Genomic DNA, 25,917 nt, shown 5'->3' on the forward strand with positions numbered 1-25,917 from the left:
GCCCGATGCCGGTCATGGCATCCTCCTTCCCCATCATTGGACCTTATGGCTGTGCCGGTTAGCGGCATGGCCTAATGTGAGCCGGTCGCCCGGAACGTTTCCGCGCGATCATTAGTGAAGGAGTAAGGCATGGATCGTTCGCAAAAAGCCGATGCGGTTGCCCAGCTCAACTCGGTCTTCAACGAGGTTGGTGTGGTGGTCGTCACCCGCAATCTCGGCCTGACGGTGGATCAGTCCACCGATCTTCGGGCGAAGATGCGCGATGCTGGTGCTTCCTACAAGGTTGCGAAGAACCGTCTCGCCAAGCTCGCCCTGAAAGACACCGATTACGTCGGGATCGATGAATATCTCACCGGTCCGACCGCGCTGGCATGGTCGGAAGACCCTGTCGCGGCTGCCAAGGCCGCTGTCGAATTCGCAAAGTCGAACGACAAGCTGGAAATCGTCGGTGGTTCGATGGGTACGCAGGTGCTCGATGAAGCCGGTGTCAGGGCGCTTGCCTCGATGCCGAGCCTCGATGAGCTGCGCGGCAAGCTCGTAGGGTTGGTCAACGCTCCGGCAACGAAGGTTGCCCAGTTGATGAACGCCCCTGCAAGCAAACTTGCCCGCGTGTTCGGTGCCTACGGCGCCAAGGACGCTGCATAAGAGCTGTACGAAGAGACGATTTCGCAAACGCGATTTTTACATGTGTTGGGGTGTGACCTCGTCAGGCCGCCCCGTTTGAATTGGAGTGAACATCATGGCTGATATTGCCAAGCTTGTTGAAGAACTTTCGAAGCTGACCGTCCTCGAGGCGGCACGAACTTGCAACCGCTCTTGAAGAAGAGTGGGGCGTTAGCGCTGCTGCTGCAGTTGCTGTTGCTGGCCCTGCCGGCGGCGGCGAAGCTGCTGCGGTCGAAGAGAAGGACGAATTCGACGTTGTCCTGACCGGCGACGGTGGCAAGAAGATCCAGGTCATCAAGGAAGTCCGTGCCATCACCGGCCTGGGCCTCACCGAAGCCAAGGGTCTCGTCGAAGGCGCGCCGAAGCCTCTCAAGGAAGGCGTCAACAAGGCGGAAGCCGAAGAGATCAAGGGCAAGATCGAAGCAGCTGGCGGCACCGTCGAACTCAAGTAAGAGTTCGCGTCACCAGACGCATCGAACAGCTTTTGCTGATGAGGAAAGGGCGGCGCCAGCGATGGTGCCGCCCTTTTCATGTTCGGACTGCTGAATTGCCACCGGGCGAAGAAGGTGCGGGGCTTAACTCTCGCCAGTGCGGTGGCGGTAGGTGACGTTCACTCGCTCCGACAGCAGCAAGTAGGGCAGCCAGACCAGGGCGCTGATCAGAACCTTGGTCAGGTTTCCGTTTAGTAGTGCGACGAGCGGCTCAGTGAGAAGATGCGAGAGGCTGGCTATGATTCGCCGATGGCCCCGCGCATCTTTACTCTCGTGCGGCTGGGGATGATCTTCCTGCTGCCTGGCCTGTACCTGCTCATCGCCCTGACGCGCCCCGAGCCGCCGAGCTTCCTGCAGATCTACATTGTCGGTTCGCTGCTTGGCCTGCTTGGTCTGTTCCTGCCCAGCCTGTTCATACAGGCCAAGGCAGACCGCCGCCGCGAGGAGATCGTCAATGGTTTTCCCGACTGCCTCGACCTCATGCTCGTCTGCATCGAAGCGGGTCTGGGCATCGAAGCGGCGATGGACCGCGTGGGCCGCGAAATGGTGCAATCGCACCCGCTGGTCGCAGAATTGCTCTCGATCTCTGTGCTTCAACTGCGCGCAGGTGCAACCCGCGAAGAGGCGTTCCGCAAGCTCGCCGATGTTGCGAGCGTCGATGAAATCCGTTCCTTCTCGACGCTGCTCATCCAGTCCGACAAGCTCGGCACGAGCCTTGGCGGGACGCTGCGTGTCTATGCCGAGGAAATGCGCGAAAAGCGCCGGATGCGTGCGGAAGAGAAAGCGCACCGTCTGCCGGTATTGATTTCCATACCGCTCGTGGTTTTCATGCTCCCGACGATGATCGGCGTGATGATGCTGCCTGCGAGTATTCGCATGGTCAAAGAAGTCTTTCCGATGATGGCAGGGGGATAATATTATGAAACATCGTTTGCTGGCTGCGACTGCAATATCGCTCGCACTTCCCCTTGGCGCCTGCTCCGGCGGGCCCGAGTTCAACTTTGCATCTTCCGCCGCCTCCCAAGGCGAGACCGGCGATCTCGACATGTCGGAATATTTCGAACGCCGACTGGTCGACGGTAAGAGGAACCTGATTGCAGGGCGTCTTTCAAAGGCCGCAACTGCATTTCGTCAGGCGTCGCGTCATGCCGATACGGCCGCAGCAGCGGCCAACGGGCTTGCGATCACTTTCGATCGGCTTGGCCGGGACGATCTCGCCGAGAGATACTTCCGTCAGGCCATCGCCATCGACCCTGCGAACAATCGCTTCCAGCGCAATCTCGCCCGCTTCGAGGGCAAGCAGATGCGCGTGCAGCCAGCCGCGCAAGAAACCGGACAGCGCAACTGCGCTCGCAGCGGCTCCGGCCCCTGAACCGAATGCTCCCGAACGGCGCCAAGCGGCTTTGGAGATTACCTCGGTCAAAGTCCGCGCCGAACCGGTCCCATCAAACCGTACCGTCCGCACGGGCGGTGTGCGGATCGAAACCAGTCCGGCCCGTTCTGCCTTCGTGCAGGTCGATGACCGCAGCGTGCGCCTGACGCGGGTTTCGCGCAACGAAGTTCGCATCGGGCGGACAGTAACAACACCGCGCCCGGCAGCGCGCATCGAAACCGAGATCGTCAAGCCCGCCACCAAAACGCCCGACATCGTCTACATCAGCCGCCCGGTGATCCAGAGGATCGCTGCGGCCAGTGAGCGAGCAGACCCGGCTTCATCCTTCGCGCTCAACAGTGCGATAGACGCCTCGATCACCGGCTCTGGTGTGACAGCGATCGCCTCGCTCGACGTGGGCACTCGCGCGCCGCTTGCGCTTGGTGAGGCATGGAACAGCGTGCAAATCGGGCTGCTGATCCGTGCGCTCTGCATGATCGCAGGGGCCGCACTGGACATCAAATCGCGCCGAATTCCCAACTGGCTCTGTCTGGTAACGGCCGCAGCCGGACTTGGCTTTGCAGCTTTTGCCGGCGGCCTCGATGCGGTCCTATGGCACGGCGCCTCCTTGCCGTAGCCCTAGTCATCGGCATGGCGCTATTTGCGGCCAAGATGTGGGGCGGCGGCGATGGGAAATTCCTCGCTGCGAGTGCAGCCTGGATTTCGCTTGGCGAGATGTTCTCGCTGATCTTTGCGATCTCGCTCGCAGGTCTAGGGCTGATCCTTGTGCGATTCGTCGCAAGGGGGTTCAAGCTCAGCGCAAGCAAAGATGAGAAATCCGGGATGGTCCCCTACGGCGTCGCAATCGCCATCGGTACTTTCGTTACAGCCGCCATGGCATACCTCCCATTAGACATGAGCTCGAACATCCTCGGCTGAGCGCCGCGCTGGCGCATTAGCGCTTCCATCACTGACCTCGCTGGCCTATCCGGACCGGCTCGCATTGCCGCGGGCGAGGCACGATATGCGAGAACAGGCTCTTCTTGAGACGCCCAGCTGGGGGCAGGAACTGCGCGCGACGACGCTGCTCGCCGCGCCGCTGGCGCTCGCCAATCTGTTGCAGGCGGCAATCTATATTGTCGATGTCATCTTCATTGCCCGGCTTGGCGAGGAACCGCTTGCTGCATCGGGTCTGGCAGCCGGGTTGTTCGGACTGATTGTCTGGTCGCTGGCATCGCTTACCGGCGCAGTCGCCCCCTTGATCGCAGAGGCGATTGGATCGCGCTCCCCTTCGTTCAGGCCCGTTCGCAGAGCGACCCGCATGGCATTGTGGCTGGCGGTGTTTTGCGGGATTGCCGGTATGGGGCTCGCCCTGATGCTGGGTCCGGTCATGCAGATCACCGGTCAGGAGCCGGTAATTATCGGTCTGGCCATCGAATACAATCTGGTCATCATCTACTCGCTGGTGCCGATGCTGCTTTCATCAGTGCTGCGCAACTACGTCTCCGCTTTGGGACGGCCCGTTGTGGCAACGGCGATCACTGCGCTTGGCATACCGGTGAATGCACTTGCCAATTACGCTTTCATATTCGGCAATTTCGGCGCGCCGGAGCTTGGACTCTCGGGCGCTGCAGTGGCGACGATCATCACCGCGCTGGTGACCCTCGTCTCCTACATCGCAATCATCCTGTTCAATCCCGGACTGGCTCGGTTCAGGATCTTCTATCGATTCTGGCGCCCCGATTGGCAGCGGTTCTGGTTGATCGTCCGGATCGGCACACCGATTGCCCTTACCGTCACGGTACGAAGCAGGCGTGTTCAGCGCAGCGGCGTTCCTGATGGGACGGATCGGCGCAGCGGAGCTTGCAGGCCACATCGTTGCGCTGAATATCGCCGCGCTCGCTTTTCAAGTGCCGTTCGGCGTGGGGCAGGCCGCGACAATCCGCGTAGGATATTTTTACGGCGCCAGGGACAAGAGCGGCATCAAGCTGTCAGGTTGGGTGGCGCTTGCTATCGGGACCGGGTTCATGGCGCTCACAGCATCAGCGATGGTCCTGATGCCGGAAACGCTCCTGCGGATTTTTGTCGACATTGGCGACCCGGCAAACGCCGCGCTGATCGGCTTTGCGCTGCAATTTCTCGTGCTCGCTGCCGCGTTCCAGCTGGTCGACGGTGTTCAGGCCGTGGCCGCCGGAGCGCTGCGCGGATTGCAGGATACGCGCGTGCCGATGTGGATCGCGATTTTCAGCTATTGGGTTCCGGGGTTCGGGCTTGCCGTCGGACTTGGCTTCTTCACACCGCTTGAGGGCGTCGGGGTCTGGATCGGGCTTGCCACGGGGCTCGCCTTCGCGGCGATCCTGCTGACGTGGCGGTGGCTGCTGCGCGAACGGCTGGCGCTGACAAGCCGGCACGGCTGATCACCTGCAAATTTCGTGAGAAAATTTTCCTGAACACTTGTTGACTCGGTGACGCCGCGCACCCATCTGCACTTCGCTGGCACTCTCGGGAGGAGAGTGCCAATCGACACATCAACCTAATTGAAAGGTCATCAATCATGGCATTTCGTCCGCTGCACGACCGCGTAGTCGTCCGCCGCATCGAAGCCGACCAGAAAACCGCTGGCGGCATCATCATCCCAGACTCTGCCCAGGAAAAGCCCAGCGAAGGCGAGATCGTCTCCGTGGGCGAAGGCGCCCGTGACGACGATGGCGCCCGCATCGCTCTCGACGTCAAGGCAGGCGACCGCGTCCTGTTCGGCAAGTGGTCCGGCACCGAAGTCAAGATCGACGGCGAAGACCTGCTGATCATGAAGGAAAGCGACATCATGGGGATCATCGCCTGATCGGCTGACCCAACCGCTTTTTTCAACTCACAAGAATTCCAGGAGAAACACCAATGGCTGCCAAGGACGTAAAGTTCAGCCGCGATGCCCGTGAAGGCATCCTCAAGGGCGTCGATACGCTCGCAAACGCTGTCAAAGTGACGCTCGGCCCGAAAGGTCGCAACGTTGTTATCGACAAGAGCTTCGGCGCACCGCGCATCACCAAGGACGGCGTCACTGTCGCCAAGGAAATCGAGCTTCAGGACAAGTTCGAAAACATGGGCGCGCAGATGCTCAAGGAAGTTGCCTCGAAGACCAACGATCTTGCAGGCGACGGCACCACCACTGCCACCGTGCTGGGCCAGGCTATCGTGCGCGAAGGCATGAAGTCGGTCGCTGCGGGCATGAACCCGATGGACCTCAAGCGCGGCATCGACCTCGCTGTGACCAAGATTGTCGATAACCTCGCCGGTCGTTCCAAGGAAGTTGCCGGTTCGGCTGAAGTGGCACAGGTCGGTGTCATCTCCGCAAATGGCGACAAGGAAGTCGGCGAGAAAATCGCCGAAGCCATGGAGAAGGTCGGCAAGGAAGGCGTGATCACCGTCGAGGAGGCCAAAGGCCTCGAATTCGAACTCGATGTCGTCGAAGGCATGCAGTTCGATCGCGGCTATCTCTCGCCGTACTTCATCACCAATCCGGACAAGATGACGGTCGAGCTTGAAAACCCGTACATCCTGATCCACGAAAAGAAGCTGTCGAACCTGCAGTCGATGCTGCCGGTGCTCGAAGCGGCTGTTCAGAGCGGTCGTCCGCTGCTGATCATCGCCGAAGACATCGAAGGCGAAGCGCTTGCGACCCTCGTCGTGAACAAGCTGCGCGGCGGCCTGAAGGTTGCTGCGGTCAAGGCACCGGGCTTCGGCGATCGCCGCAAGGCGATGCTGCAGGACATCTCGATCCTTACCAAGGGCGAAATGGTCAGCGAAGATCTCGGCATCAAGCTTGAGAACGTCACGCTCGGTATGCTTGGCGAAGCCAAGCGCGTCACCATCGACAAGGACAACACGACCATCGTCGATGGCGCTGGTTCGCAGGACGACATCAAGGCCCGCGTCGGTGAGATCAAGGCGCAGATGGAAGCGACCACCAGCGATTATGATCGTGAGAAGCTGCAAGAGCGTCTTGCGAAGCTTGCTGGCGGCGTTGCCGTGATCAAGGTGGGCGGAGCTTCGGAAGTCGAAGTGAAAGAACGCAAGGACCGCGTTGATGACGCGCTTCACGCAACCCGCGCCGCTGTCGAAGAAGGCATCGTCCCGGGCGGCGGTACCGCGCTGCTCTACGCTTCGAAGGTCCTCGAAGGCGTCAAAGGCGAAAATGACGATCAGAGCCGAGGTATCGACATCGTTCGCCGCGCAATCCTGACGCCGCTGCGCCAGATTGCCGAGAACGCCGGCCACGACGGCGCGGTTGTCTCCGGCAACCTGCTTCGTGAAGGCGATGAGACGCAGGGCTTCAACGCTGCGACCGACACGTACGAAAACCTGGTGGAAGCCGGCGTGATCGACCCGACCAAGGTTGTCCGCACCGCGCTGCAGGACGCAGCGTCGGTTGCCGGCCTGCTGATCACCACCGAAGCGGCGATCACCGACGCTCCGGAAAAGGAAGGCGCCGGCGGCCCGGCAATGCCCGATATGGGCGGCATGGGCGGCATGGGCGGCGGCATGGGCTTCTAAGCCAGCCGCCAGCTCCTACGCTGAAACACGAAGTCCCGGTGGAGCGATCCACCGGGACTTTTTATTTGCCCGGCTCGCAACGATCCTGCTTCCTGTGCGTTGGTCAGAAAAGGGAGATTAAAACCATGAAATTGCCTCACAATTCCCATGTTGCCGTGGTCGATGGAGAAACCTTCCTCCTGTTTCGCAACGAAGGGCAATTGTTCGAGCCCAAGCTGCGCAAGGAGACCAGCCCGAACCTCGACGTCACCAATTTCAGTGCCGGGATCAAGCATCAGGACGATATCGGCCAGCGTCTTGGCAGAACCGATCTCGAAGAGCTCGGTCACGCCGCTGCGGCTGCCGAATGGCTGAGCGCCAAGGCCATATCGGGCGACATTCACGACGTCCTCATCATTGCCGACCCGAAATCGCTCGGTGAAATGCGCCAGCATTACCATTCGGAACTCGAGAAGCGGGTGGTTGGCGAAATTGACAAGACTCTCACCGGACAACCAGTCGAAAAAATCGAACAGGCGATCGCCGCCGCCGAGTGATGCAATGCGCAAATACAAACAAGAGGCTCCGCAGGACTTACCGTCTGACGAGGTCTTTCGTTTATCGAAACCGTCCCTTCCCATAAGCCGCAGGCTGCCCCATGCTGCCGGGCGATCTTGGACACGTAGGGGACTTACCGTGAATACGAAATTTGCAGCCATTCTGCTCGCATCCGTGGCGCTTGCCGGATGCGAACAGCTTACCTCGCCGACCGTCGCGACAGTCGAATGCGAAAGCAGTCAGACCGATTGCATCAATGAATGGTTCGAGACGAAATTCGAGGAAGAGCTGAAGTTCAGCCCGATCCGCCAGACTGCGCTCGGGCGTAAGACCGATTACGACCGGATCGACGACCTCTCGCTCGAAGCACAGCAAGAGCAGATACAGTGGTGGCAGGCGGCGGTGGCCGAAATGGAAGCCAACTTCGACTACGACGAGCTTTCGGACGAAGCCAAGCTGTCATGGGACATGTTCCAGTTCCGCGCAGATCAGGCCGCCCGCGCAGCTGAATTCACCGATCAGGAGTACATCCTGCACCAGATGAACGGCGCGCACACGGCCTTACCGAGCTTCATCCTCACGCAGCACAACGTCGACAATGAAAGCGACATGGAAGCCTTCATTGCCCGCATCAGCGGGATCGGCACCGCGATGGACCAGCTGCTTGAGCGCGTAAAGAACAATGCAGCAGCCGGAACGCGCCCGCCGCGCTTCTCCTATGACGCGGTGATCGAGGAATCGACCAAGCTAACCAGCGGCGCCCCCTTCGACGACAGCGAACCATCCGCTATCTGGGAAGCGAGCGAGGCGCATCTCGCGAAGCTTGTCGAAGACGAAACCATCACCGAGGATCGCGCCGGCGAGCTGCGCGAACAGGCGCGCTCTGCGCTGACCGATGAGTTTGCCCCGGCCTATCGCCGCGTCATCGACTGGTATACCGAAGACCGCGCGAATTCCGACGAGACGGCGCGGGGCGTGAACGCGCTCGCGAAAGGCGAGGAGTTTTACAACTACCGGCTCAACCTGATGACGACCACCGATCTGTCGGCGGACGAGATTCACGAAACGGGCCTGTCCGAGGTTGCTCGCATCCGGTCCGAGATGGAGGCGATCAAGGACATGGTCGGCTTCGATGGAAATCTGCAGGAATTCTTCACCTTCGTGCGCGAGGATGATCAATTCTATTATCCGGAGAGTGATGCCGGCGCGCAGCAATATATCGACCAGGCCGAGGAGCATCTCGCCTTCATCAAGGAACGCCTGCCGGACTTCTTCGGGACACTTCCCAAGGCCGACCTTGTCGTGAAACGCGTCGAGCCTTTCCGCGAACAGGACGGCGCTGCGCAGCATTACCGCGTCGGTACGCCCGATGGCTCACGGCCCGGCGTCTATTACGCGCACCTTTCGGACATGCGGGCAATGCCGATCCCCGCTCTCGAAGTGATCGCCTATCACGAAGGCAATCCAGGCCATCACATGCAGTCCTCTATCGCGCAGGAGCTGACCGGAATTCCGAAGTTTCGCGCGCAGGGCGGCTATATCCCCGCATTCGGCGAAGGATGGGCGCTGTATTCGGAGAAGTTGGCCAAGGAGATGGGCGCCTACGAAGACCCCTATTCCGACTTTGGCCGTCTGACGACCGAGATGTGGCGCGCGATCAGGCTCGTGGTCGATACCGGGCTGCACTCCAAAGGCTGGAGCGAACAGGACGCAATCGACTATTTCCTCGAAAACTCACCGATTCCGGAAACCGCCGTGCGCTCTGAAGTACGCCGCTATATCGTCATGCCGGGGCAGGCGACTGCCTACAAGATCGGCATGATCCGCATCCAGGAATTGCGCGCCAAGGCCGAGGAAGAATTGGGCGACCAGTTCGACATTCGCGGCTTTCACGACACGGTGCTGGGAGGAGGTTCGGTGCCGCTTTCGATCCTGGAAAAGCGCGTAGATCAATGGATCGCGAGCGTCAAAGCGGCCTGATCGGCGATCGCCTCGAATGCAAAAAGGGCGGGATGGCATCAAGCCGCCCCGCCCTTTCGTTCGCTTGCGCTTAGACTTTAACCGCCTTGGCGGCTGTCCTCGACGGCCTCGATCACGTCCGGCGACCAGGTCACCTGCGTCTGGGTCTGCGGGTTGAAGCGCGTGTTCGCATAAGACGCAGCCTCCGCCGCCGCGATTTCTTCGGCGGTTAAATAGTCGCTCGGCTCAAGCGCGAAGACGTCGATCCCGCGCGTGATCTCGGTGCCGTAGATGCGGTACGTTGTACCAATAGGACGACCAGAAGCCGCCCACGACCAGCTGCTCGTCATTGATCGCGCCGCGGTCGAAATAGGCTATTTCCTTGGGATTGGCGCTGTCGGTGAAGTCCATCACGCTGATCCCGCCCTGATACCAGCTCTGCACGAAGATATCGCGCCCCGGCACCGGAACGATCGAGCCGTTATGGGCAACGCAGTTCTCGTATTCGCCCTGCGGCCCCGGCATCTTGTAATGGCTGCGAAACTCGAGTTTGCCATCGACGATGTCGTAGATCGCATTCGCGCCCCATGTCATGGGGTCGGACGCACGGCAGCGCGGTCGCCCGCCCCCGCCCCATTCATCGGTGAAGATGACCTTGGTACCGTCATTGTTGAAGGTCGCCGAGTGCCAGTAGGCGAAGCCCTTGTCGAACACGGCATCGATCCGCTTCGGGTTCATCGGGTCGGAAATGTCCATCAGGATGCCATTTCCCGAACACGCGCCGGCTGCGAGGTTCTTCGACGGAAACACGGTGATGTCGTGGCACTGGTTGGTCTGCGCGGTGCGCTGCGCGCCCTCCTCGCTTTCGCCGCCCTTCCACAGGCCGGCGATCTCTCCGGTTTCGGCATCGGCGAAGACGCGCGGGCTGCTGACGATCCGGGCTGCCGCCGGGTTGGCGACAGGGATTTCGATCACATCAATGCTGAAGAGCGCGGTGCGGCTGCTCGCGGGGCTGTCGATGCAGCGAGCCAGCTCTTCCTGATCGCGCGCGCGGCTGGTGCCCGAGTTGTAGACGATGATCTTCTCGGCATCCGCGCTCACGATCGAGTGCGTGTGGCTGCCGCGGCAGGTCTGGACCTGCCCGACTTGACGCACGGCAGTGAGGTCCGAGATGTCGAAGATGCGCAGCCCCCTGAAGCGTTCGTCGCTCACATCATCCTGCGCGCCCTGCAAACCGCAATCGACCCGGCCGCGGGTCTGCTCGACGCTCATGATGAGAATATCGCCGACCACCGAGACGTCGCCTTGGCCGCCGGGGCAGACCACCGAGCTCAGCAGATTGGGAACACCGTCATCGCCAAGGCGGTAGATGTTGAAGCCGTGATAATTGCCCGCGACCATGATGTCGTCGAAGAAGGCCATGTCGGTGTTGGCAAAATCGAGCAGCGGTGTGCGTTCGGCAAACTGGGTAAGGCTTTCCTCGTCTTCTTCATCGCGGACAGGGTCCTCGGCGTCGACCGCGGCAACCGTTGTGTCGTCGTCATCATCCACTTCGACCGCGACAATGTCATCGTCGGCAAGTTGAGCGAGATTGATTTCCGCCTCGGTCACTTCGGCTTCGCTGGCGTCTTCATCGCCTTCACGCGGCGGCACCACTGCGCGCAAGTCGGCAGGGTTCTCAGGATCGAAGAATCCAGCCGGTTTGGAGAGGCTCGCGACCTTGCGCAGGTTCATGATCGCTTCGCCCGCATTATCGAATCCCGAGGCAAGCGTAGCGCGCGGATCGGCCGAAATGCTTGCGAGGATGGTGTCCATTCGGTCGATCTCGCTCGTCTGGTCATTTTCGACATCACCGACAAAGCGGAACAGGATCGGGTCTGCCGCGCTACCGGGCTGACGCAGCAGCGCATCGACCATGTCCACTGCGCCTTCATGGTGCGCAATCATCAGGGTCAGGAACTGGCGATCGAATTCCGTGCCCTCCGCTTCCTGCAACATGGCGATCTGCTCCGGGGACGCCATGCCCTTCATCATGTGATGCATGTGGTCCTGGTGCCCAGCCATGCCTGGCATTGCGACTGGCTGTCCACGCGCCTCGAGCCATTCGCGCATGAAGGTGACTTCATCGTCCTGTCCGGCAAGGATACGCCCGGCGATTGTAACGACGTCTTCGTTATTGGTCCGGTCATCGACAAGCTCCGCCATCACGACAGCCTGCTCGTGATGGACGATCATCTGCTGCATGAACATCACGTCGGCCTGCGTATATTTCGAGCTGGCGAGCTGCGTCGCCTCTTCGGCGCTCAGCGTCTTGCTGTCCTGACCCGGTGCGCCAGGCTGCACGATCGGCGCGCTCTGCGCAAACGCCAGGCTCGACGTGCCGAGCAACATGGCCGAGATGATAGTGCGGGAACTGCGAATTGAAGTGCTTGAGAGGGTCATGGAGCGTCCTGTTGCGATTGGTGGCTGCATAAACAGCGGCGGTTTTGCCGTCAGTCAAGGCCATTTCCACGGGCGTGTATGGCAAATTGCCGGGAACAAGCTAGCCGCTCCGGATTTCAGGTTTTGACACGGTTGTCGGTATTAGCCTCGGCTGCATCCATTATTGGCGCATAATCGAGTGTCCGCGCCGAATTGAGCACTTGCGGGGACGAATCGCACCGTTCTACAGTGCGCCATTAAGTCGGCGGCAACCATATTGTGAGTAACATCTACCCATGAACTCAAAGCCACGCTTCACCTTCATCGCTGCCCTGGCAGCCGGATTCGCTCTGTTGACCACGCCGGTTTCCGCCCGCGCGCAAGAGCAGGCACAAACGCGGCAAGGTAATGAACTTCAATCCAGCTTCGACAGCGCGTTCGGCACCGACCTGCGTAATCCGCAGACCTTCGAGGCCATTTATGAAACCGGGTTCGAACGTCGCATCGCAGAGCTCGCCGATGGTGGAAAGGGCCGGATTGGTGTCGCTGCAGTTGATCTGAAGACGGGCGAGACGCTGACGGTGCTAGGCGATCAGTTGTTCCCGATGGCATCCACCAGCAAAATCGCCGTGGCCGCAAGATATCTTGAGATGGTCGAGCAAGGCAAATATTCGCTTACATCGGAATTCCCGCTGCTAATCCCCGTACGGTCCCGGAAATTCTCCTCTGCCGCTGCGCCTGTTCGCAAGGGGCAATATATGCCGGCGATTGACCTCATCGAGATCATGATCACTCGGTCAAGTAACCCTGCAACCGACGCGCTGCTCAAAGCCGTTGGCGGCCCGGCTGCGGTGAATGACTGGATGGTCCGTCAGGGCATTACTGAATTTAGCATCGACCGCGACATTGCCACGCTTGTCCGTGACGATGGTGAATACGATCCCGCAACCTGGATCGACAAGCGCGATGCGGCGACGCCGCGCGCGATGACGCGCCTGCTGCAGGGCCTTTACCGCGGGGACTTTCTATCCGACCAGAGCCGGCGCGTATTGCTGGGCGCGATGAGCCGCACGGTGACGGGCAAACGCCGGATCGTGGCGCACATGCCGAGCGAGGCGCGCGTGAGCCACAAGACGGGGTCGCTCAACAACACGTCGAGCGATGTCGGCATCATCGAATATCCCGATGGCCGGGCGATTGCCGTTGCGATCTATGTGACGGGCCAAGGCGCTCGCCGCGCCCGCGAAGCCCGCATCGCATCGATTGCCCGCGCGCTCTATGATGGGTTCGATGCGAAGGCCCGTGCCCGCGAACGCCAGCAAAACTGGACAAGCGCTCCCAATACGGGCGGCTGATGCTGATCCCCATCAGAGCATGAAAAAAAGGCGGCGCCCGATAAGGACGCCGCCTTTTCTGTTTCAAGCGACCTTCGCGCCGCGAAGGTGCGAAAGCGTCTACGAATTAATCGGTAGCAGCTTCGGCTTCGCTTTCGTCTTCGATTTCAGCTTCTGCTTCAATCGCGGCTTCTTCTGCAGCGGCGCCAGCAGCGTCCGCACCAGCTTCGACTTCAGCAGCAGCTTCGCCAGCAGCAGCTTCAACGGCTTCAGCGTTCGCTTCGGCGTCTGCAGCCATCGCGTCGCCCATGTCGCCAGCCTGGTCAGCGGTTTCGCCGCATGCAGCGAGGCCCAGAGCCGAAGTAGCAATAGCGGCTGCGAGTACGATCTTACGCATAATATCAAATCCTTAGTCAGTTAATGAATGAAGCAAGGTCAACAATTCTGGCCGTGCCGAAACCGGTATCTGACCCCCGGCTCTGCATGATCAAATAATGGCAGGAATGTGGCATTGCAAGCAAATTAAGGCGTCCCTGCCTCAATTTGGCCCTCTTATCGCCCCATTTCAGACAGCCCGTGCCCAATTCGCGGCGATAGCCAAACCGGCTTACGCAACCGCCCCACCGATGCTAGCAGGCGCTCATGGCCGATCAGCAGCAACACCTCTATCTCGTCGATGGTTCATCCTACATTTTCAGGGCCTACCACCGGCTCCCGCCTCTGACCGACCCCGAGGGGACGCCGGTTGGCGCCGTTTATGGCTACACGACCATGCTCTGGAAATTGGCGGACGATCTCGACGCGGCAGACGGTCCGACGCACCTTGCGGTGATTCTCGACAAGGATTCGAAAAGTTTCCGCAATGATATCTACCCCGAATACAAGGCCAATCGCCCCGAACCGCCCGAAGACCTGCGCCCGCAATTCCCGCTGATACGCGACGCGACCCGTGCATTCAGCCTTCCTTGCATCGAGGAATCCGGGCTGGAGGCGGACGATCTGATCGCCTCCTATGCCCGCGAGGCGCAGCGACAGGGCTGGAACGTGACCATCGTCTCGTCCGACAAGGACCTGATGCAACTGATCGGCGAGGTCGATGGTGCAAAGATCGACATGCTCGACACCATGAAGAGTGCGCGAATATACATTCCCGAAGTCGAGGAGAAATTCGGCGTCGCGCCGGAGCTGGTGGGCGATGTCCTCGCGCTGATGGGAGATAGCGTCGACAATATTCCGGGCATTTATGGGGTTGGCCCGAAGACCGCTAGCAAGCTCATCGCCGAGCACGGTTCGCTCACCGCAGCACTCGATTCTGCAGAGGACATGAAGAAGTCCAAGCTCAAGGAGCGCCTGCTCGAGCACCGCGACGACGCCGAGATGAGCCGCGTGCTTGTCACGCTGAAAGAGGATTGCGATCTGCCGCAGCCGCTGGATGAAATGCGGATCGAGAAAATTCCTGAGGAACCGCTCGCAGCGTTTCTCGAAAAACACGGCTTTACCTCGCTCCTGCGGCGGCTTGGCACTGGATCGGGCAGTCCGGAGCGGACCAATAATCTCCACCCCGCCGCCGCAGAGAAAGCGGGCGATGCCGGTGAACTTTCAGGCAACAGCCAGCCGCTGCCGGAAATGCCCGATGTGGACCGCAGCTCGTATGAGACCGTGCAGACGGCAGAGCGGCTCGAGACGTGGGCACAGCGCGCGATTGCAGCGCGGCTCGTTGCCGTCGACACGGAAACCTCGTCGCTTGATGCGATGCAGGCAGAGCTTGTGGGGATCAGCCTTGCACTCGGACCGAACGATGCCTGCTACATTCCGCTCGCGCATGGCGGCAGTGACATGTTCGACGAAAAGCCCGAACAGGTGGACCGCGATAAAGCGCTTAAAATCCTTGCGCCCATGCTCACCGATGACAGCGTGACCAAGGTATTTCAGAACGGCAAATACGACCTCAATGTGCTTGCCCGATACGCTGCCAATGTCTCGCCGATCGAAGACATGATGATCGTCAGCTTTGCCCTCGATGCAGGGCGCGGCCAGGACGGGATCGGCGGCGGCCACGGGATGGACGAGCTGTCCGATCGCCACCTCGGTCACCAACCACTCGCGTTCAAGGATGTCTGCGGCACCGGCAAGAAAGCGATTCCCTTTGGGCAGGTGCCGCTCGACCGGGCGACCGAATATGCCGCAGAAGACGCCGATGTGACGTGGCGGCTGTTCCAGCATCTCAAACCGCGCCTCGCGGTGGAAGGGGGCACGAAAGTCTATGAGCGCGTCGACCGTCCGCTTATCCCGGTGGTCGCCCGGATGGAGCGCGAAGGCATCAAGGTAGACCGGGCGCGGCTCGCAAAGCTGTCCGAGGAGTTTGCCAAGGAGATCGGCAGGCTGGAAGGCGAGATCCATGAAATGGCAGGGCAGGAATTTGCAGTCGGCAGCCCCAAGCAGCTCGGCGAAATCCTGTTCGACAAGCTCGGATACAAGGGCGGCAAGAAGGGCAAGAGCGGCCAATACTCGACCGATCAGAGCGTGCTTGAGCGGCTGTCCGGTGAAGGCGCACCAATTGCCAACAAGGTACTCGAATGGCGCCAGCTGTCGAAACTCAAATCGACTTACACCGATGCGCTGCAACAGGCGATCAATCCCGATACGGGCCGCGTCCATACCAGCTATTCGCTGGTCGGCGCACAGACCGGGCGGCTGTCCTCGACCGACCCCAACCTTCAGAATATCCCGATCCGCACGGCCATCGTACCGCCAGATCCGCGAAGCCTTCGTTCCTGAAAGGGGCAACATCCTGCTCGCTGCCGACTATTCGCAAATCGAGCTGCGCCTAGCTGCACACATGGCGGAGGTCGACACGCTCAAGGAAGCCTTCGCCAATGGCGAGGACATCCATTCTCGCACCGCGACCGAGATGTTCGGCGAGGTCACACGCGACACGAGGGCGCGCGCCAAGACGATCAATTTCGCAATTCTCTACGGCATTTCGCGTTGGGGTCTTGCTGGGCGGCTCGAGGTTGAGCCCGATGAGGCGCAGGACATGATCGACACCTATTTCAAGCGCTTCCCCGGCATACAGCGTTATATCATGGAAACGTTGGAGACCGTGCGCGAACGCGGTTATTCCGAAACGCTGTTCGGTACCGAAAGACGTGGTTTCCCCGGATCAAGTCGAAGAACCAGGCCGAACGCCAGGGCTCCGAGCGTGCAGCGATCAACGCTCCGATACAGGGCACGAGCGCGGACATCATCAAGCGCGCAATGGTCCGGATGCTGCCGGCGCTGCGCGATGCAGGCCTGCCGGATATCCGGATGCTTCTGCAAGTGCATGATGAACTGGTGTTCGAACTGCCGGAAAGCGATGCGAAAGACGCGGCCATGGTTATCGAGCGTGTCATGGCCGATGCTGCATTGCCAGCCGTTACGCTGGACGTGCCGCTCGCTGTCGATATCGGGACGGGGACCTCATGGGATGCAGCGCATTAGGTTGTAATCAGGGCGCGCAGTCCATAGGGGCCGAGCATGTTTGATAATTTCAACCCCGCAAATTGGGACATCGACTGGAACCTGTTGGCATACGATGCCGCCGCGTCGGCGCTCGTCGTGCTGATCGCGGTCATCCTGTCCTATGTCGCTTACCGCGTCGTGTTTGCGGTGGTGAACCGGTTCACCCGGATGTCCGAAAACGATGTTGACGACCTCATCATTTCCCGAATGCGCAGCCCGATCAAATGGTCCTTCATCGCCATCGGCGTAACGCTTGCTGCGCAATTCGATGATTCACTTGGCCTGCTGTGGGAGCCTTTTGCGCAGTTCCTGAGGCCGGCCCTGCTCGGCTGGATTGCCTACAATGTCGTTCGCGGTTTCACAGCCGCTCTCGAAGCGCGCATGGAGATGCACACCGATCCTGTAGCGATGCGCAGCAGGCGCACTCGGATCGCGGTGTTTTCGAGGATCGCGACCTTCGCAATCATCCTGATCACAATCGGATTGATGCTTTTCTCGATCCCGGAAGTGCAAGCGATCGGGACCACGATGCTCGCCTCCGCCGGTCTGGCCGCGCTCGCTGTTGGTGCTGCCGCCCAGCCAGCGCTCAAATCATTGATCGCGGGGCTGCAAGTCGCCTTGACTGAGCCCATGCGGATCGGTGACCTCGTCAAGGTCGACGATGACGTAGGCCGGGTTGAGGAGATTCACATGAGCTTCGTTACCGTGCGGACATGGGACGAGCGGGTAATCATCGTGCCAACATCGCGGTTCCTTGATGACAGCTTCGAAAATTGGTCACGCCGCGATGAGCAGCTCACCGGCCCGGTCTTCCTCCACCTCGATCCGGCAACGAATGTGGCGCCGATCCGCAATGAATTCGATCGCTTTGTACGCAATCACGAGCTGTTCGACGGACGCAATATTGCCGCCTTGCTGACCGAGACATACCCCGAGAGCATCGAGCTGCGCCTTTCGATGAGCGCCAAGACGATTGGCGATCTGTGGAACCTGCGCTGCGAGACGCGCGAGCACATGGTCGGCTGGCTGCGTGAACACATGCCGGATGCGCTTATCCGGCACCGGCTGGAAGTGCCCGGTGGCCATGCAAAGGCCGGGGAAGCGGCCGCTCCGTAGAGCAGCCGCCCGCCGCTTCAATCGTGTTTCTTGGCCTTCACCGGCTCAAGGGTGTCGGGTGCGAAAAAGCCGATCGGATTTGCCTCGGCCGCGCGTTTCTTCAGCTCTCCGCGCATCTTGCGATATTCGGCTTCCATCCGCGATGTCACCGTAGCGCGCGAGTCCTCAAGCGCTGATGCAAAATCCTCAGCCGCCACTTCGCTGACGTCGCCGCCGAGCCGCCGCAATGCAGCCAGCCCGGCCCGGCGCACCACGTCTTCGAGATCGGCTCCGGTAAACCGCTCGGTCTTGGCGGCGATGTCCGACAAGTCGACGTCGCCGGCCATCGGCATTTCGGAGGTGTGGATCTTGAGGATATGTTCGCGCCCCTCTTGGTCAGGCGTGCCCACGTAGACGAGCTCGTCGAAGCGCCCCGGTCTCAGCAGCGCTGGATCGACCAATGTCGAGCCGGTTGGTTGCGCCGACTACGACGACTGATTGCAGTTCTTCAAGGCCGTCCATTTCGGCGAGGATCGTATTGACCACGCGGCCCGTGACCTGCGGCTCGCTTTGTCCCGATCCGCGCGCGGGCACAAGGCTGTCGATCTCGTCGATGAAGATCACGCACGGTGCAACGGCGCGTGCACGGGAGAACAGGCGAGCAATCTGCTGCTCGCTCTCACCGTACCATTTCGACAAAAGATCGGAGCTCTTCATCGAGATGAAATTGGCCTCGGCCTCTTTCGCGGTTGCCTTCGCCAGCAAGGTCTTGCCGGTTCCGGGCGGGCCGTAGAGCAGGAACCCCTTGGCAGGTCTGATACCGAGACGGCGGAAGGCCTCGGGGTTCTTGAGCGGCAGCTCGATCCCCTCCTTCAGCTTCTCGATCGCGTCTCCGACGCCTCCGATATCGTCCCAGCGGACGTTGGGCACCTGCACCATGACCTCGCGCATGGCCGAAGGCTGGATGCGCTTGAGAGCAGAGAAAAAGTCATCGCGAGTGACACATAAGTCTTCCAGCACGTCCTGCGGGATCGTGCGCTCGTCAAGGTCGAGGCGCGGCATGATCCGCCGCACCGCATCGATGGCGGCTTCCCGCGCGAGCGCGGCGATATCCGCCCCGACAAAGCCGTGGGTGATGCGTGCAAGTTCGTCGAGCTTCACTTCTTCTTCGAGCGGCATCCCGCGGGTGTGGATCGCCAGAATTTCGCGGCGCCCGCTCTGGTCGGGCACGCCGATCACGATCTCACGGTCGAACCGGCCCGGTCGGCGCAGGGCTTCATCGATGGCATCGGGCCGATTGGTGGCAGCGATGACGACAAGGTTGGCGCGCGCTTCCAGCCCATCCATCAAGGTGAGCAATTGCGCGACAAGACGCTTTTCAGCCTCGCCTGGCACCTGGGTGCGCTTCGGCGCGATCGAGTCGATCTCGTCGATGAAGACGATGGCGGGGGCCGCGCGGGTTGCCTCTTCGAAAACCTCGCGCAGGCGCTTTTCGCTTTCGCCATAGCCGGAGCCCATGATTTCGGGGCCGTTGATGGTGAAGAACTCTGCATCGCTTTCGTTGGCGACCGCCTGCGCCAGCCTTGTCTTGCCGGTTCCGGGCGGGCCGTGGAGCAGCACCCCCTTAGGCGGATCGACACCAAGCCGCGTAAACAGTTCGGGGTAGCGCAGCGGCAATTCTACCATTTCGCGCAGCTGCTGGATGGTCTCTTCCATCCCGCCGACATCATCGTAATTGACGACCGCGCGGGCATCGCGCGGCTCTTCGAAATCTGTGCGCAGCTCGACTTCGGTGTTCTCGTCGATGTGGACGATGCCCTTGGGACTGGTCGAGGCGACGGAGAGGCGGATCTGGGTCAGGGCATAGGCCGGGGCGCGGAGCAACTGGCGCACGTCCGACGGCATGTTCTGAACCGGCTGCTGCCCGGTGGTCGCGACCAGATCACCCGCGACGAGAGGTTTCCTGAAGAAATTGCGCTTGAGCGCCTGCGTCGGGCCTTGCAGCCGCATTTCCCGCTGTGCCGGCGCGAACACCACACGCGTCGCCGGGCGCGATTCGGCGGCCTTGATCTCGACATGCTCACCCGATCCTGCCTCGGCATTGCCCCGCTGCAAGCCGTCGAGCCGGACGACATCGAGTGTCTCATCCTCGGCATAGGCAGCGGTCGCGATGGCGGCGGTCGTCCGCTTGCCGGTTATTTCGACCACGTCGCCTTCGGTAATGCCGAGTTCCTGAAAGGCCGAGCGCGGCATGCGGGCGATGCCCTGTCCGGATTCCTCCTGCCTTGCGGCCGCGACTTGCAGGCGAGCGGTTCGACTGGGGGCGGCGGCTTCGGCATCAGCCATTGGCAAATCCTCTGGGCAGTTGGAGTCGTTGGTCGGACAGCCTTTTAGCTAGGCAGCACGGCGGTCCTTTGCAAACGAGGAGGGACGCAATCCGATCCGCTCGAACATGCCAAACCGACCTTTTCCTTCGGCACGGGTCCGCCTCCATTATCTTTTTCGTCAAAAAGATTGCGGGCAGAAAAAAGCCCGGCACGAAGGCCGGGCTTAACAGTTTGGGAGAGGATGCCTGAAAGGCAGTGACATGTATGCTCGCGGACCATTCATTTCGCAAGTGCGAAAGGCGCATTCTTTGTTGCAAATTGCGCAATAATATCTGGCCATATTGTCCCTGTTGTCCTGATTAACGCAAATTCATTGCCTATTTTTTGTGCATCGGCACGATTTGAGGGCAAATTTGCGCCTGCCAGATTGTGCGGCGCAGCATGATTTGAGTGCTGCGATACCTCATCGACGCAATGGGTGACATCAATCGATCAAACGATTAATCACACGTCAAACAAGACGTTAACGCGACAGCAAAAATCATCACTACGGCAGGCAGACATTTTTCATGAGCAAGCTATTCCCCGATGCCGCCAGCGCGCTTGAAGGCGTCCTTCAGAACGACATGCTTGTGGCTGCGGGCGGATTCGGCCTTTGCGGCATTCCGGAAAGGCTGCTCGATGCGATACAGCAAAGCGGCGTTACCGGCCTGACCTTCGCAAGCAACAATGCCGGGATCGACAATGAAGGCATCGGCAAATTGCTCAGGACGCGGCAAGTGAAGAGAATGATTTCTTCCTATGTCGGTGAAAACAAGGAATTCGAGCGGCAATTCCTCGCCGGCGAACTCGAGGTGGAATTTTGCCCGCAGGGTACGCTTGCCGAACGCATGCGCGCCGGAGGGGCGGGCATTCCCGGCTTCTACACCAAGACCGGCGTCGGCACGCAGGTTGCGCAAGGCAAGGAGCACAAGGAGTTTCCCGATCCCGACGGCGTGATGTCGACCTACATCCTGGAGCGCGGCATCTTTGCCGACCTTGCCATAGTGAAGGCATGGAAGGCGGACGAAACCGGCAATCTCACATTCCGGAAGACTGCGCGAAATTTCAACCAGCCGGCTGCGACATGCGGCAAGGTTTGCGTCGCCGAAGTCGAGGAGCTGGTCCCTGCCGGCGCTCTCGAACCCGACGAAATTCACCTGCCCGGCGTGTTCGTCAATCGCATCATTGTCGGCGCGCCCTATGACAAGAAAATTGAATTCCGAACCACGAGAGAACGCGAGACTGCATGATGAACAAACGCATTCTGACCCTGTGCGCGCTGGCCTCTGCCAGTTTTGGCCTTTCCGGTTGTATCGCTGCAGCCGTTCCAATTCTCGCGGGCGGAGCGCTCACGCGGACTGCAACCGATGGCCGTGAAGCAAATGTCACGGTCGAGCCAGGCGCGTCGGTGCCGGTCGAAACGAGTATGCCTGCGCCAGTCGAATCAGAACTGGCTGAAGCTCCCGCGAATACTGCCGCGGCGCCTGCAACGCGAATGTCCGATGCCGAGATTGCAAATGATCGTCTGATCGAGCCCGGCGCGGCAACCTCGATAGAACCGAGCGCGCCCGCGCTCGCAGAGACCGAACTGGCGCAAGCACCCGTGCAATCCTCCGTCGCTTCTGCCGCACGGATGTCCGACGTCGAGATCGCCAATGACCGCTTGATCGAGCCCGGCGCGGCATCCCCTATAGAAGCGAGCACGCCCACGCCCGCCGAAACTGAACTGGCGCAAGCCTCGGCAAGCACAGCCGTAGCCGCTGCCGCGCCTATGTCCGATAACGCAATCGCCAATGACCGGTTGAATCAGCCCGGCGCGGCAACCCCGGTCGAGGCGCGCGCATCCGGACCTGCCGAAACCGAATTGGCGCAGGCCCCGGCAAACACAGCCGTTTCCGCCGCCGCACCGATGTCCGATACCGCAATCGCCAATGACCGGTTGATTCAGCCCGGTGGGCAGGTGTCAAAGCCGTTGGCCTTTGCGTCCTCTCCGATGCTGGCGGACTTCATCCGCTATGCAGGTGAGCAGGCTTTTGTCGCATCGGAAAGCGGCATGCCGCAGCCATCCGCCGTGTTGAGCGATCCCGGAGCTCTCGATGGAGATCGGCGTCAATGCAGGGTAAGCGTGAACAGGCCCGCTTCCGTTCTGATCGACATCGATCCCGGCGCAGAGCCCTTCGATCCCGAGACTGTCGGCCTAGCCTCCCCCGACCTCGCGCTGAGCCTGAAAGTGCTGCGCCTCGAAGGTGTGGAGATTGCCTGGATTTCCAGCAACTCGTACCGCAAGAGCCGATGTAATTCGAAAAGCCCTCTCGGATAGCGGCCTCGATCCGCAGGGCGAGGATCAATTGCTGCTGCTGCGCTATCCCGGTGACCGCAAGCAGACGCGGCGCAAGCAATTGGCATTGGAGACCTGCCTCCTCGCTATCGCTGGCGATCAGCGCAGCGATTTCGACGAGCTTTACGACTTCCTGAACAACCCTGACGCCGCGCTTGAGCTCAATCGCCTGATGAACAATGGCTGGTTTCTCATCACACCTGCGCCTCAATCACAGACATCGCCGGCTGCAGGGCCGTCAAGCACCCGAGAAGAGCAGCCGTAATGACACAGGACACATCGGGCTGGACCCGCGACCAGATGGCAGCGCGCGCCGCCAAGGAACTGAAGGACGGCTATTACGTCAATCTCGGCATCGGCATCCCCACGCTCGTCGCGAACCACATTCCCGAAGGCATGTTGGTTACGCTCCAGAGCGAGAACGGGATGCTGGGCATCGGTCCCTTCCCCTATGACGACGAGGTCGACCCCGACCTCATCAACGCGGGCAAGCAGACTATCAGCGAATTGCCGCACAGTGCATACTTCGACAGCGCGACCAGCTTTTCAATGATCCGCGGCGGTCATATCGACCTGACCGTTCTGGGGGCGATGGAAGTCGCCGAGAATGGCGACATCGCCAACTGGATGATACCCGGCAAGATGATCAAGGGGATGGGCGGCGCGATGGATCTTGTCGCTGGCGTTAAAAAGATCATCGTCGTGATGGATCACAATGCCAAGGATGGCAGCCCGAAATTCATCCCCGAATGCACCCTGCCGCTGACTGGCGCAGGGGTCGTAGACATGATCATCACCAATCTCGGCGTGTTCCACCGACCGGACAAATCCTCGCCATTTCGCCTGATCGAATTGGCACCGGGCGTGAGCGAAGAAGAGATCGCGGCCAAGACGACTGCCAATTACGAGGTGGCGCTTGAGACCGCTTGAGCCATGTGGCTTGAAGAACTCCGCAATCCCGACGCTCCGCTTGCCGGCGTCAAGGTAATTGAGCTCGCCCGTGTCCTTGCCGGACCGTGGGCGGGTCAGATCCTCGCTGATCTCGGCGCGGATGTGATCAAGGTCGAGAGCCCCGAGGGCGATGGCACAAGACAGTGGGGGCCGCCCTGGGTCGAGCGAACAGGCAGCGACGGCACCGTTCACCGCGAGGCGGCCTATTACCACGCCTGCAATCGCGGAAAGCGCTCGATCATTGCGGACTTCCGCGATGCGGCCGATCTGGAGCGAGTGCGCGAACTGTGTGCATCTGCCGATGTGCTGATCGAGAATTTCAAGACCGGCAGCCTTACGAAATTCGGCCTCGACCATGCATCGCTCGCGGCGGTCAATCCCGGCCTCGTCTATTGCTCGATCACCGGCTTCGGACAAACCGGGCCGCGCGCGCATGAGGCGGGGTACGACTTTGTTATCCAGGGGATGAGCGGGTTCATGTCGCTCACCGGAGAGCCGCAGGGCGATCCGATGAAGATGGGGGTGTCCATATCGGACCTGTCGACCGGAGTTTATGCAGCAACCGGCATACAGGCCGCGCTTATTCAGCGTGCGCGGACCGGCAGGGGACAGCAGATCGATATGAGCCTGCTCGACTGTTCAATCGCGCTATTGGCTAATCAGGCGACGTTTTTCATGAATACAGGCGAAAATCCGCCCCGTATGGGCAATGCACATGCCCAGGTCGCTCCGTACGGTGTCTTTCCGGTGAGCGATGGCCATGTGATCCTTGCCCCTGCCAATGACCGGCTCTTCGTAAAGCTGGTGAGACTGCTCGGACGCCCTGAACTTGCAGATGATCCCCGCTTCGCCAGCAATGGCGAAAGAACCGCAAATGCTGCCGCGCTGGATGCGGAGATAGCTACGGCGACGGCGAAATGGAGCAAGGCGGCGTTGCTCGCCGAATGCGCGACGCAGGGTGTGCCAGCCGGACCAATCAACAATCTGGACGAAGTGTTTGCCGACCCGCAGGTGATAGCGCGCGGGATGCGCGTTGACCTTGGCGGGATGCCGGGCGTGCGCAGCCCGTTCACTTTTTCCGAGGCTGAACTGGCGCTCGACCGCCCCTCACCAATGCAGGGCGAGGACGGCTAGGAGAGCAACTTCGCTCCCGAGCGCCAAAGCCGCTCGAAGGGCCCCTGCCCGAACCTGGCAAGCCACAGCGGCGACCACAGCAGCATCGCTGCGATAGGCACGAAACCGAGCGCGAAGGCCTGCGCACGCGAAACTTGCGCAAAAAGCCCCATGCCCCAGCTCGCAAACATCGCCGCGAGCATCACGCTCGCCATCAGGTAATTGGTCAGCGACAGGCGTCCTGCCGCTGCGAGGCGCTTGGTCAATGGTCCGGAAACGCCGAAAAACGCCATCGCCAACGCCGCATAGGCTAGCGCGAGCAGCATATCGAACGGCGCCGATAGGATGAGCGATGCCGCCCCGACCAGCGCTCCGGGAAAGCCATTGCTCGAAACCCACCACGCAAGCGCGAGCAGCACCGGGATCGCGAGAATAGCGCAAATCGCCGCGAGTCGCTGCAACCGGAACGTCCGCCATTCACCGGCCAGCATCCGGTCCTTCCACAAGGCCATCCCGAGTGTCATGGCCGCGAGGTTGAGCGGTACAGAGCCCGCGATCGCCGCGATCTGGTTAGGGATCGCCGCTGTCCGGCGCGCGATCCGTTCGCCAAACCCCTCGCGCCCCAGTTCAAGCGCATGTCTCAGCGCCGGCTCATCGGTTCCGAAATTGCGCTCTGCATAGAGTGACGCATCCGTCAGCATACGCTCTGCGTAGAAATCGATGACACTGCTGCCGAACAGGACAATGCCTCCTCCGACATGCACCATGACGAAACCGATCGCGATTGCGTAAAGTGCCCGGTGGGACAGCGGCGCAAGCAGCGGCAGCAGCAGGCCTGCCAAGGCATAAGCTCGCAGAACATCGTTGCTTGCCAGCAAGACCGAATGCACAAGACCGATCACAAACAGCACTGCCATGCGCGCATAGTGGCTGCGCATTGGATGCTGCGCATCGCGCTCGATCAGGATCAGGCAGCCCGCACCGAACATCATGGCGAACAGCGTGCGGAACTTGTCTTCTACAAAGACGAAGCTTGCCGCCCAGATCAGGCGGTCGGCACCGCCCTCTCCGCCCCACGCGACCGGATTGTAATAGGCCTGAAGCGGTAGGGCGAAGGCATGGACGTTCATCCACACGATACCGATCACGGCGAGCCCCCGCAGCGCGTCGAGCTCGGCAATACGGTCGGTTCGGGAATTGGGCGCCGCCATCGCAAGCG

Annotated in this window: 21 protein-coding genes and 4 pseudogenes; 20 read left to right on the forward strand and 5 right to left on the reverse strand. The window is 60.7% G+C overall.

Going from position 1 to position 25,917, the window contains the following annotated elements; all coding sequences use genetic code 11:
* Positions 1-129: 129 nt before the first annotated feature.
* From rplJ to AC0L39_RS15420, 12 genes and pseudogenes are all read left to right on the forward strand, one after another.
* A complete protein-coding gene (rplJ, locus tag AC0L39_RS15365) occupies positions 130-645 on the forward strand; it encodes a 50S ribosomal protein L10 (RefSeq protein WP_473259166.1) in 516 nt (171 codons plus the stop codon).
* Between the two features lie 94 nt (positions 646-739).
* A pseudogene (gene rplL / locus AC0L39_RS15370) lies at positions 740-1,115 on the forward strand (50S ribosomal protein L7/L12).
* A gap of 288 nt (positions 1,116-1,403) precedes the next feature.
* Positions 1,404-2,069: a type II secretion system F family protein gene (locus AC0L39_RS15375; protein ID WP_473259168.1), complete on the forward strand. Its 666-nt coding sequence runs from the start codon at positions 1,404-1,406 to the stop codon at positions 2,067-2,069.
* A 4-nt stretch (positions 2,070-2,073) separates the two neighbouring features.
* Positions 2,074-2,526, forward strand: a complete 453-nt coding sequence (locus AC0L39_RS15380) for a hypothetical protein (protein WP_473259170.1) — start codon at positions 2,074-2,076, stop codon at positions 2,524-2,526.
* A 31-nt stretch (positions 2,527-2,557) separates the two neighbouring features.
* Positions 2,558-3,163, forward strand: a complete 606-nt coding sequence (locus AC0L39_RS15385; protein WP_473259172.1) for a hypothetical protein — start codon at positions 2,558-2,560, stop codon at positions 3,161-3,163.
* A complete protein-coding gene (locus AC0L39_RS15390; protein WP_473259173.1) occupies positions 3,139-3,465 on the forward strand; it encodes an A24 family peptidase in 327 nt (108 codons plus the stop codon). The genes AC0L39_RS15385 and AC0L39_RS15390 overlap by 25 nt, the downstream gene beginning before the upstream one ends.
* An 85-nt stretch (positions 3,466-3,550) precedes the next feature.
* A pseudogene (locus AC0L39_RS15395) lies at positions 3,551-4,045 on the forward strand (MATE family efflux transporter); the annotation flags it as partial.
* Between the two features lie 295 nt (positions 4,046-4,340).
* Positions 4,341-4,943 carry an MATE family efflux transporter gene (locus AC0L39_RS15400; protein ID WP_473259175.1) on the forward strand — a complete coding sequence of 201 codons (603 nt, stop codon included), beginning with the start codon at positions 4,341-4,343 and terminating at the stop codon, positions 4,941-4,943.
* 137 nt (positions 4,944-5,080) lie between these two features.
* On the forward strand, positions 5,081-5,368 hold the full coding sequence (gene groES, locus AC0L39_RS15405) for a co-chaperone GroES (RefSeq protein WP_473259177.1): 288 nt from the start codon (positions 5,081-5,083) through the stop codon (positions 5,366-5,368).
* 53 nt (positions 5,369-5,421) lie between these two features.
* Positions 5,422-7,077, forward strand: coding sequence for a chaperonin GroEL (groL, locus tag AC0L39_RS15410; RefSeq protein WP_473259178.1), 1,656 nt, complete (start codon positions 5,422-5,424; stop codon positions 7,075-7,077).
* Positions 7,078-7,202: 125 nt separating this feature from the next.
* Positions 7,203-7,613 carry a baeRF12 domain-containing protein gene (locus AC0L39_RS15415; protein WP_473259179.1) on the forward strand — a complete coding sequence of 137 codons (411 nt, stop codon included), beginning with the start codon at positions 7,203-7,205 and terminating at the stop codon, positions 7,611-7,613.
* A 139-nt stretch (positions 7,614-7,752) separates the two neighbouring features.
* On the forward strand, positions 7,753-9,594 hold the full coding sequence (locus AC0L39_RS15420; protein WP_473259181.1) for a DUF885 domain-containing protein: 1,842 nt from the start codon (positions 7,753-7,755) through the stop codon (positions 9,592-9,594).
* A gap of 77 nt (positions 9,595-9,671) precedes the next feature.
* On the opposite strand, the gene AC0L39_RS15425 is transcribed toward AC0L39_RS15420, so the two are convergent.
* On the reverse strand, positions 9,672-9,923 hold the full coding sequence (locus AC0L39_RS15425; RefSeq protein ID WP_473262491.1) for a hypothetical protein: 252 nt from the start codon (positions 9,921-9,923) through the stop codon (positions 9,672-9,674).
* Positions 9,820-12,015 (reverse strand): DUF305 domain-containing protein, encoded by a 2,196-nt coding sequence (locus AC0L39_RS15430; protein WP_473259183.1) that lies wholly within the window; start codon positions 12,013-12,015, stop codon positions 9,820-9,822. Before AC0L39_RS15430 ends, AC0L39_RS15425 begins: the two co-directional genes overlap by 104 nt.
* A gap of 275 nt (positions 12,016-12,290) precedes the next feature.
* On the opposite strand from AC0L39_RS15430, the gene AC0L39_RS15435 reads away from it, so the two are divergent.
* Positions 12,291-13,349 carry a serine hydrolase gene (locus AC0L39_RS15435; RefSeq protein WP_473259184.1) on the forward strand — a complete coding sequence of 353 codons (1,059 nt, stop codon included), beginning with the start codon at positions 12,291-12,293 and terminating at the stop codon, positions 13,347-13,349.
* Between the two features lie 106 nt (positions 13,350-13,455).
* Here the strand turns inward: AC0L39_RS15435 and AC0L39_RS15440 are convergent, their stop codons facing one another.
* The gene (locus AC0L39_RS15440) at positions 13,456-13,725 is read right to left on the reverse strand and encodes a hypothetical protein (RefSeq protein ID WP_473259186.1); all 270 of its coding nucleotides are present in this window, start codon (positions 13,723-13,725) and stop codon (positions 13,456-13,458) included.
* A 245-nt stretch (positions 13,726-13,970) separates the two neighbouring features.
* Between AC0L39_RS15440 and polA the strand changes: the two are divergent.
* Positions 13,971-16,811: pseudogene (polA, locus tag AC0L39_RS15445) on the forward strand (DNA polymerase I).
* A gap of 36 nt (positions 16,812-16,847) precedes the next feature.
* Entirely contained in the window at positions 16,848-17,948 is a 1,101-nt protein-coding gene (locus AC0L39_RS15450; RefSeq protein WP_473259188.1) for a mechanosensitive ion channel family protein, read from the forward strand.
* 17 nt (positions 17,949-17,965) lie between these two features.
* On the opposite strand, the pseudogene AC0L39_RS15455 reads toward AC0L39_RS15450, so the two are convergent.
* Positions 17,966-20,273 (reverse strand): annotated as a pseudogene (locus AC0L39_RS15455) (CDC48 family AAA ATPase).
* A 550-nt stretch (positions 20,274-20,823) separates the two neighbouring features.
* Between AC0L39_RS15455 and AC0L39_RS15460 the strand changes: the two are divergent.
* From AC0L39_RS15460 to AC0L39_RS15480, 5 genes are read left to right on the forward strand one after another with little or no spacing between them, the layout of a single operon-like run.
* Positions 20,824-21,546, forward strand: coding sequence for a CoA transferase subunit A (locus tag AC0L39_RS15460; protein ID WP_473259189.1), 723 nt, complete (start codon positions 20,824-20,826; stop codon positions 21,544-21,546).
* Positions 21,546-22,616, forward strand: coding sequence for a hypothetical protein (locus AC0L39_RS15465; RefSeq protein WP_473259191.1), 1,071 nt, complete (start codon positions 21,546-21,548; stop codon positions 22,614-22,616). The genes AC0L39_RS15460 and AC0L39_RS15465 overlap by 1 nt, the downstream gene beginning before the upstream one ends.
* A gap of 28 nt (positions 22,617-22,644) precedes the next feature.
* On the forward strand, positions 22,645-22,899 hold the full coding sequence (locus AC0L39_RS15470; RefSeq protein ID WP_473259193.1) for a hypothetical protein: 255 nt from the start codon (positions 22,645-22,647) through the stop codon (positions 22,897-22,899).
* Positions 22,899-23,564 carry a CoA transferase subunit B gene (locus AC0L39_RS15475; RefSeq protein WP_473259195.1) on the forward strand — a complete coding sequence of 222 codons (666 nt, stop codon included), beginning with the start codon at positions 22,899-22,901 and terminating at the stop codon, positions 23,562-23,564. The genes AC0L39_RS15470 and AC0L39_RS15475 overlap by 1 nt, the downstream gene beginning before the upstream one ends.
* A 3-nt stretch (positions 23,565-23,567) precedes the next feature.
* On the forward strand, positions 23,568-24,719 hold the full coding sequence (locus AC0L39_RS15480) for a CaiB/BaiF CoA transferase family protein (protein ID WP_473259196.1): 1,152 nt from the start codon (positions 23,568-23,570) through the stop codon (positions 24,717-24,719).
* On the opposite strand, the gene AC0L39_RS15485 is transcribed toward AC0L39_RS15480, so the two are convergent.
* Positions 24,716-25,909: a DUF418 domain-containing protein gene (locus AC0L39_RS15485; RefSeq protein WP_473259198.1), complete on the reverse strand. Its 1,194-nt coding sequence runs from the start codon at positions 25,907-25,909 to the stop codon at positions 24,716-24,718. The genes AC0L39_RS15480 and AC0L39_RS15485 overlap by 4 nt on opposite strands.
* Positions 25,910-25,917 lie beyond the last annotated feature (8 nt).

It is taken from the genome of Erythrobacter sp. K21-9, from assembly GCF_055808355.1.